Here is an 8,927-nt window from a genome sequence, read left to right on the forward strand (position 1 = left end):
GCACCCACTGGCGCAGCAGCCGTGCCCGGCGTTCGCGTGGCTGCCGCAGCAGCCGGCTGCAGTCGAGCACGCCGGGCGAGACCACGCATCGGCGCAACGCCTCATGGTCGGCTGCATCGAGCAGTCGTTGCGATTGGCCCGCGAGGTCGGCGCTGCGCGCGAAACTGGCATCCACCTGGGGCCAGCGCTGGGCCAGCAGCGGCATCACGTGCAGGCGCAGGAAGTTGCGATCTGCCGCGTCGCTGCTGTTGCTGGGGTCTTCGATCCAGCGCAGCGCGTGCGCGAGCGCATACGTACGCAGGTCGTCACGCGGCACCTGCAGCAACGGCCGCCACAGCGAGCCGGCGGCAAACGGCGCATGCGTTCGCATCGCGGCCAGGCCATCCACACCCGAGCCGCGAAGCGCGCGGAGAAGGAAGGTTTCGGCCTGGTCGTCGCGGTGATGGGCCAACGCCAGATGTTCGTGTTCACGCAGCACCCGGCCGAATGCCTCGCGGCGTGCAGAGCGGGCTGCGGCCTCCAGACCCTGGCCACTGTCGTGCGGTACGTGCACCCGGACAACGCTCAAGGGCAGTCCCCACGTGGCGCAGACGGCTTCGCAGTGCTCCGCCCAGGCATCGGCCCCGTCCTGCAGGCCATGGTGCACGTGCACCGCGCGCAGACCGGCAGCGCGCTGCACCGGCGACTGCGCCAGCCAGTGCAGCAGCACGGTGGAATCCAGGCCACCACTGAAGCCCACCAGCACCGGGGTCGGCAGATCAGGTGGCGGGGGCAGGGGGGCGGTCATCAGCGCAGTATCGGCGGTCTTGTCGACCGCCGCCATCAGAGAACATGCATTCACGTCGAACGCATCGCCACGCCACGCGTGGCGATGCGCGGCGCATCAATCGGCTTTGCGTTCGAACGCCTTGCCGTTGGGCAGCTCCACCGGCACGCCCTGGGTGTCGCAGGTGCCGGCGTCGCACAGGCGCTGGCGCAGGCGCGGGGTGGCCTGCACGATCATGTGGTAGATCGTGTTCTGCTCCAGCGTGCCGCGGATGGCCTGGCTGCCCGGGCCGCGTGCCCAGATGCCCACGTCTTCGCCACCGTGGCTCTCGCTCTTCATCGGCACCAGCGCTTCCTGCATGTAATCCGGATGCTCGGTGTCGACGTGGGTGAGGTCGGGACGGCCGTTGACCGGGTCGAAGCTGCTTGGGCCGTGCGGGTAGGTCTTGGGACCGGCCGGCTGCTGGTTGGTCTGGCCAGTGAAGCCCGGACCGTTGGCATAGCTCAGGGTGGTGTAGGGCAGGCCGGTGCCGTCACGGGCCAGGTCCAGCGCACCCGCGCCGTCTTCGCCGCCCTTGTCCTTCACCTTGCCCAGAATCGGATTGCCACGGGCCGGATAGCCGACGAAGTTCAGCGTGTGCGAATGGTCGGCGGTGACGATGATCAGGGTGTCCTGGTCGGAGGTGGCTTCCACCGCCGCGCGCACCGCGTCGGACATCGCCACCGTATCACTGAGCGCGCGATAGGCATTGCCGCTGTGGTTGGCGTGGTCAATGCGCGCGCCTTCCACCATCAGCACATAGCCTTCGCTGTGCCGGGACAGGTTGGCGATCGCCGCACGGGTCAGGTCGGCCAGGCTCGGTTCGCCGGACGGATCATCCTTGCGTTCGATGTCGTAGCGCATGTGGTCCGGTTCAAACAGACCCAACAGGGCCGGCGCATTGGCCGCAGCCTTCAGCTGCTCGGCATTCCAGACGTACGCACCCTGCGGGTGGGCCTGCTTCCATTCGTTGACCAGGCTGCGCCCATCCAGGCGCAGGCCGACCTTGTCGTCGTACTCCGGATCGGTCTCTTCCACGGTGGTGAACTGTGCGCGACCGCCGCCCAGGGCGACCAGCGGGCCCCGTCCGTAACGCGAGGTCGACAACAGCTGCTGGGCGATGTCCTGGCAGCCGGCGGCCCGGGCTGCCTCGGTCAGGTCGGTGTCGTTCTCCCAGTTGCGCTCCGGCGAGTGCGCATAGGTCGCCGCCGGCGTGGCGTGGGTCAGGCGTGCGGTGGAGACCACGCCGGTCGCCATGCCGGCGCTGTCGGCCAGCTGCAGCCAGGTCAGCAGGCCCTTGTTCAGGCTGTCGGCGCAATCGCTGCGGGTGCCGGCGCTCACACCGATCGCACCCATGTGGGTCTTCACGCCGGTGGTGATCGCGGTCATGGTTCCGGCTGAATCCGGGGTCTGCGAGTCGGTGTTGTAGGTTTTGCTGAACGCGGTGGCCGGGAAGCGCTCCCACGACAGCAGGTTTTCTTCACCCGAGCTGCCCTTCTGCTGGCCCTCGAAGATGCGCGCGGCAGCGACCGTGGTCAGGCTCATGCCGTCGCCGAGGAACAGGATCACGTTCTTCGCCTTGCCGGCCATGGCTCCGTGGCTGGCTGCCTGTGCGGCACCATTGCGGTACCACCACTGCGGGGTTTCACCGGCCGGGTGAGCCACGGCAGGAACCTGGACCTGGACGGCAGCAGCGGCGGAAGAGGAGGGCGTGGTGCTGGCGCAGCCGGCCAGCAGGGTGACGGCCACGGCAGCGACCAGGGGCGTGAAGCGGGACATGAACGCAGTCATCTCGATGTGAAACGGGCGTTCATTATGCAGAACCCAGAAAGGCACGCCGATGACACGCTGATTCCCCCTGCAGCATCTCGTTCGCGGGGGCGGGTTCAGCTACTGTGACAGGCTGTATCACTCTCCCCTGGAATGCTCATGACGCTGGTCTCTGCGTGGCTGCGGATCCCGTTCTGGCAGCGCGTCCTCGGCGGCTTCGTGCTGGGCGCGCTGGCCGGCTGGCTGCTCGGCCCGGCCGCTGAAACCTGGTTCGGCCCGCTCGGTGACCTGTATGTCACCCTGATCAAGATGATTGCGGTGCCGCTGGTGTTCTTTGCGGTCATCAACGCGATCTCCTCGCTGCACGGTCAGAAATCCGTGGCTGCGCTGGGCGGACGTACGTTCCTGTGGTTCATCGTCACCGCCGCATTGGCGGTGTGCGTGGGGCTGGCGGTGGGCACGATCATGCAGCCCGGTACCGGCAATCTCAGTTTGAGCATGGACCACGGCTACACCCCGCGCGAGGTGCCCAGCGTGGTCAAGGTGATCATGGACGTGGTCCCCTCCAACGTGTTCTACGCCTTGAGCGGGATCGGTACCCGGGTCAACGCAGCCGGCGAGACCGTGCTTGCCGCGGGTCGGGGTTCGATCCTGCCGGTGATCTTCTTCGCGGGTCTGATCGGGTTTGCCATGGTCAAGCTCGGCGACAAGGTCGCCGAGGCGCGAAAGCTGACCGGGCAGATGAGCGAGATCATGATCCAGATCACGCGCTTCGTGCTCGAGGTGACCCCGCTGGGCACCTTCGGCCTGATCGCCGGGCTGGTGGGCAGTTACGGTTTCGAGAAGCTGCTGCCGCTGGGCAATTTCGTGCTGGCGCTGTACATCGCCTGCGCGCTGCATATCGTGGTCGTCTACGGCAGCCTGCTGCTGGCGCATGGGCTCAATCCGCTGAAGTTCTTCCGCGGCGCTTCGCCCGGCATGCAGGTCGCGTTTGTCAGTTCCTCCAGCTTCGCGGCGATGCCGGTGGCGATGCGCTCGATCACCCACAACCTGGGCGTGAACAAAGACTACGCCTCGTTCGCGGTGCCGCTGGGTGCGAGCATCAAGATGGACGGGTGCGGCGCGATCTATCCGGCGCTGTGTGCGGTGTTCATTGCCCAGTACACCGGCGTGCCACTTACGGCCGAGCAGTATGTGGTGGTGCTGATCGCCTCGGTGCTGGGCAGCTTCGGCACGGCCGGCGTCCCGGGTACGGCGGTGGTGATGGCCACGGTGGTGCTCAGCGCCGCCAACCTGCCGCTGGAAACCATCGGCTATCTGTATGCGATCGACCGTGTCCTGGACATGATGCGCACGATGACCAATGTCACCGGGCAGATGCTGGTGCCGGTGCTGGTCGCCAAGGAAACCGGGCTGCTGGACCGGGCGCTTTACGACAATCCGGTCACCAACGTCGGCATGGACGATGGCCAGCCAGACCAGCGTCCCGGTGCCTGACTGCGAGGTGTAACGGGTGTATCGCCGGGTGTAACAGCGGTGATACACCCGGCGTTAAACCGTTGTTATCAAAGCCTGTGCCGCCGCCCCCCGCGCGTTCAGACGCCGTGAAGACCGACGCAGGTGTAACAACGCTGTTGCGCTGATCCACGCGCACAGATGCCCATCGCCTGCTGCCGCAGGCTTTCCAGACTTGGCACGAATGCTGCTCTACCCCTCCCGCATGATTTCGGGAGATCGCGATGGACAGCGTTGCCGTAGACAGCAGACCCGCACGCACCGGCTTTTGGCTGCTCGCCCTGGCCTTGCTGTTGCCAACCGCCGCGCACGCCTCCGGTGCCCGCACGGGGGTCAAGGCACAACCGGGTGAGATGGTGCTGCTGCGTGATGTCTCCGCACGCACCGCCTATCGGCCCGCCCCCCCGGGCATCGCCCTGATTGCCGATCCGTCGCCGAACCGCGAGGTGTCTGCCGCGCTGGGCACCTCCGGCGGCATGGATGAACTGGGCGACGACGACTTCGCCTCGATGGGGTCCAACTCCGGCGTCGGTCCGGTCGGTCATCCGCAGACCACGGTGGAACGGGTCACCGGTGGCACCATCAACGCCACTCTCGGTAAGGCAACCCACGGCGGGGTGCTGTCCGGCAGCGGCCTGACCCAGAGCATGAGCACCCCGTTGAACGCGGTCGGCAACGCCACCCGCGGCATCGGTGACACCGTGCGCGGCGCGCTCTCGCAGTTCCCGATGGGCGGGCAGCCCGCAGGCGGGCCGGGCAAATGAAGCGTTTCATTGTCTGCATCGCCGTGGCCGCGCTGCTGCCACTGCCGCTCGCCGCACAGCAGGCCGACGACTACGGTGCCATGTTGAGCTATCTCAACCACACCCGTCTGGATGGCAGCGCACTGCGCAACGCCGACGGCGCGATCACCGTGAACATGGTGGCCGGTGATCTCAACCAGCAGGCCAACCTGCTCGGCATGGCCAGTGGCCAGACCGCAGGCACCCAGATCTCCGCGCAGCAGCGTCAGGTCGGCAACCGGGTCACCGGTGCGGGCCCGCTTGACGCCAGCGCCAGCATCGGCGGCCAGGCTCTGAATGGAGCCAGCGGCGTCGCCATGATCAACCAGGCCAGCGGCATCGGCAACGCGACGGTCAACGTCGTGACCAGCACGCTGGCGCAACAGGGCATACGCGAGTCCGACGACGAGGCCCTTGCGGCTTCGGGGGCGCTTGCGTCAGCAGGGGGGCAGGACCTCGCCAACAGCCGCAAAGCGGCTGGTTCCCGCAGCGTCGCCGTGGAGGACACGGCATTGCGGGGCTTTGACGGTGTGCTGCAACTCAATCAGATCGCGGGCTCGGGCAACGTCACCGCCAACCAGCTTGGCATGTCGGTGCAGTCCACCCCGTGAGTTGTTTCATCCACCCGATAGTCCGTGATGAGAGAGAGGGCACCATGAATACCACCATGAAAAGGACCGTTCTGGCTCTGGCCATCGCCGTTGCTTCTGCGTCGGTAGCCGCAAACCCCCGCCACAATGGACCGGATATCGATACTGAAATCGATACCCACATCGATACTGACATTCATACCGATATCGACACCAACATCGATACCGATATTGATACCGATATCGATACCAACATCGATACCAATATCCGCAACGACTGGGATTCGCGGACCCGCATCCGCAACAGCAGCACCACCACGTCCAGCAGCAACACCAGCACCGACACGCGTACGGTCAACCATACGCGCGACGTACGGGTGAACGAGAACGTCGAGAAGCACAGCAACATCCAGGCCGACGAGCGCAAGGAAAAGAACAACCACGGTGTCGACGTGAACCTGGAATCTGACCTGCAGGTCGGGGCCGACGTCCAGTTCCGTGGCCGTCCGACCGTGTCGGGTGACCTGGAAGTCGATTCGGCGGCCATCGCCATCATCGACAACCGTCAGTCGATCACCAACAACGAAGGCGACAACGAGCTGCTCGAGAACAACTCGTCGATCAGCGAGAACGTTGCGCAGAATGCCTCCGGCAACCTGGGCTTCAATACGGCCGCAGGCGACAACAACGCTCAGGACAATGCCGCTGCACTGTCCGCAGCAGATGCATCGTTCACCTTCGGCATGTCCGATGCCCAGGTCTATGTAAATCAGTATGGCTCGGGCAATCAGACCTGGAACGACGGCGTGGTCAACAATTCCAGCCTGAGCGGCAACGCCTTCCGTGGCGCAACCGGCAACATCGGCGTGAACAGCGCCGCTGGCAACAACAACGGGCAGAAGAATGCGCTGGCCGCATCGGTCTCCACCGCTCGCATGGCCACCGCAAGCATCAGCTCCAACCAGGTGTCCACGGGTAACAGTGTGTCCAACGAAGGCTATGTGCGCCGCATGCAGGACACCACCGATGTCACCCTGCGCGGCACGGTGCGCGGCGGCACTGCTGCGATCGGCGTTGGCGGCTATCGCGGCAGCGGCAACGCGTACCAGTCGTCCAACTTCTACGCGGACAGCTGGGAAGGCGAGCGTCACTCCGGTGGCGATTCGACTGGTCATATCGACTATGACAACCAGTCGCAGGGTGCGGTGCAGAACCCGAACAAGCCGGGCGTCGGCGGTCTGGGCTTCGACACCGAAGAAGAAGGCGTGCTGGCCTTCGGCGAAGTCGGCTATGCCGATCTGCGTGCAAGCCTGAGCGGCACCGTGCAGAGCACCCGCTGGGTGGTCGAGCGCGCCGAGAACAACTCGTCGCTGTCCGGAGATACGTTCCGCGGTGCGAGCGGCAACATCGGTGTGAACGTCGCAGCCGGCACCGGCAACCTGCAGGCCAACAGCCTGGCACTGGCCGTGGCCCAGCCCTCGGCCGGTGCCCCGGGCGGCGGTGGCGGCGAGTAAGTCTGTCCGTTTTCGCAAGCAACACGCGTTGAGCGCAACAAACCCGGTCATCCGCCAATGGCCGGGCTCCCCGGGAGCCCCTGTTCCATCCTCCCCCTTTGGGACAGGGGCTCCTTCCTTTCGCTGGAGCCACGCTGATGTCGTACTGCCGACTGCTCTGTGTACTGCTGCTGTTGCTGCCGGTAGGCGGGCTGCAGGCCGGCGACGTCGCCTTCAGCGGCGTGCTGCCCAACGGCGGGCTGTTCACCCAGCAGGTGGAAAGCATGCAGGAGCGGAAATTCCGCAACCTGGTGCGGCAGCACACCGACTACAGCTGTGGCGCGGCCGCCCTGGCCACAATCCTGCGTTACGCCTACAACCTGGAAGCGGACGAGGCGACGGTGATCGAGGGCATGATGGGGGTCTCCGACCCCGAACTGGTGCACCAGCGTGGTTTCTCGCTGCTGGACATCAAACGTTACGTCGAATCACTGGGCATGCGAGGGCGCGGTTACCGCGTCAATGAAGAGCGCCTGCGCTCGCTGCGCGTGCCCGGACTGGTGCTGATGGATGTGCGTGGTTTCCGCCACTTCGTGGTGCTCAAGCAGGTCCGTGGTGACGTGGTGGACCTGGCGGATCCGATCCTGGGCAACCGCAGCATTTCCGTCGAAGAATTCCTGCAGTCATGGCCGTCCCGTGCCGTGTTCATCGTGATCGGTAGCGATTTCAATCGCAATACGGTGTTGCTGCAGCCTGGCGAACGCCCGAGTGCGCGTTCGTTGTACGCCCGGCAGGGGCCGATCACCGAAGCGGAACTGGTGGATTTCGGCTTTACCCACGCCGACCTGCTTTAGGAGGCAACATGAACATCACCCCATGGACGCGAAGTGCGGTACTGCTGGCCGTGCTCGGCACGGCACCGGGCTACGCCGCCGATGCGCCCGCCGCACCGGCACAGCAGAAGTCCGGCAAGGGACTGAGTGAGATTCCGGATCCCGAACTGAGCGTGATGCGTGGTCGCTACACAGTCAACGGCAACAGCGTTGCCTGGTTCGGCGTCACCATGATCTCGCAGTGGCAGGCGGGCAAACAGGCCGCCGAAAGCGCGCTGACCCTGGGCATGGACTTCACCCACAGCGCCACGGCACCGAAAGTGAGTTTCACCCCCAGCGTAACGGTCACCGCCGCCGATGCACCGCTGCCGTCCACACCGGGACGCAGCGTGGAATCGTCTGGCCTGCAGAACGTGGCCGGTGTCACCCAGGCGATCCAGGTGGCTGGCGACAACAACGTGGCCAGCAACAGCACCCAGCTCAATGTGCGGGAAGGCAGCGCGCCGCCCGAGTCGACCGCACCGGCGGCCGCCGCGGCAAGCGCCCAGCAGGGAGGCGTGAGTGCGGTAGCACAGATGGAAGGCAACAACGCCCAGGTGCAGCTGCAGATCGAAGGCGTCGGCGCGGTGCAGCAGTGGATCCGCAACGGCAGCGTCGGGCAGACCATCGCGCTGAGCAGCGACGGCCAGGCGGTCACCAACCGCATGCAGATCGAACTGGTGCGGCAGACCCTGGCGAGCAATGCGCCGCTTACCCAGAACGTGGCGCAGGCCATGAACATGGTACGTGGCGTCGGTATGGGGCCCGGCCAGTAACAGCGGCCGGTTGGGGGGCGTCACCACAACCGTGGATCAAGGCAATGCACACTTTTCGGATGACTCCGCTGGCGCTGGCGGCGCTGGCTCTGATCGCGTCGGCCGGTGTACAGGCGCAGACGGCCCCGGCCGACGAGGCCGACATCAAGGCACTGGCCCAGCAGCTTGAAACCCTGAAGGCCAACTACGCGCAGGAAGTTCGCCGGTTGCGCGAGCTGGACATGCAGGTGCAGGCCATGCAGGCGCGCCTCTCTGGCAAAACCGGACCCGCTGCTGGCGCAGCGGCTGCGCCGCCGCCCGTGGTCGCGGCGGCCACCACACCGC

General features: G+C 65.9%; 8 protein-coding genes and 1 pseudogene. 7 read left to right on the forward strand and 2 right to left on the reverse strand.

Annotated elements, in window-relative coordinates:
* On the reverse strand, positions 1-787 hold a 787-nt coding region (gene tilS / locus EGJ34_RS18770; protein WP_125361985.1), incomplete at its 3' end, for a tRNA lysidine(34) synthetase TilS.
* Positions 788-883: 96 nt separating this feature from the next.
* Positions 884-2,584: an alkaline phosphatase gene (locus tag EGJ34_RS18775; RefSeq protein ID WP_125361978.1), complete on the reverse strand. Its 1,701-nt coding sequence runs from the start codon at positions 2,582-2,584 to the stop codon at positions 884-886.
* A gap of 150 nt (positions 2,585-2,734) precedes the next feature.
* On the opposite strand from EGJ34_RS18775, the gene EGJ34_RS18780 reads away from it, so the two are divergent.
* From EGJ34_RS18780 to EGJ34_RS18810, 7 genes and pseudogenes are all read left to right on the forward strand, one after another.
* Entirely contained in the window at positions 2,735-4,072 is a 1,338-nt protein-coding gene (locus EGJ34_RS18780) for a dicarboxylate/amino acid:cation symporter (RefSeq protein WP_125361979.1), read from the forward strand.
* 242 nt (positions 4,073-4,314) lie between these two features.
* Positions 4,315-4,854, forward strand: coding sequence for a hypothetical protein (locus tag EGJ34_RS18785; RefSeq protein ID WP_125361980.1), 540 nt, complete (start codon positions 4,315-4,317; stop codon positions 4,852-4,854).
* Positions 4,851-5,483 (forward strand): hypothetical protein, encoded by a 633-nt coding sequence (locus EGJ34_RS18790; RefSeq protein WP_125361981.1) that lies wholly within the window; start codon positions 4,851-4,853, stop codon positions 5,481-5,483. The genes EGJ34_RS18785 and EGJ34_RS18790 overlap by 4 nt, the downstream gene beginning before the upstream one ends.
* A 56-nt stretch (positions 5,484-5,539) precedes the next feature.
* Positions 5,540-6,976, forward strand: coding sequence for an adhesin (locus EGJ34_RS18795; RefSeq protein WP_260477059.1), 1,437 nt, complete (start codon positions 5,540-5,542; stop codon positions 6,974-6,976).
* A 137-nt stretch (positions 6,977-7,113) separates the two neighbouring features.
* On the forward strand, positions 7,114-7,809 hold the full coding sequence (locus EGJ34_RS18800; protein ID WP_125361983.1) for a C39 family peptidase: 696 nt from the start codon (positions 7,114-7,116) through the stop codon (positions 7,807-7,809).
* An 8-nt stretch (positions 7,810-7,817) separates the two neighbouring features.
* Positions 7,818-8,603 carry a hypothetical protein gene (locus EGJ34_RS18805; protein ID WP_125361984.1) on the forward strand — a complete coding sequence of 262 codons (786 nt, stop codon included), beginning with the start codon at positions 7,818-7,820 and terminating at the stop codon, positions 8,601-8,603.
* 44 nt (positions 8,604-8,647) lie between these two features.
* Positions 8,648-8,927 (forward strand): annotated as a pseudogene (locus tag EGJ34_RS18810) (hypothetical protein); the annotation flags it as partial.

The organism is Stenotrophomonas sp. 278, from assembly GCF_003935715.1.
Lineage (GTDB): Bacteria > Pseudomonadota > Gammaproteobacteria > Xanthomonadales > Xanthomonadaceae > Stenotrophomonas > Stenotrophomonas maltophilia_AH.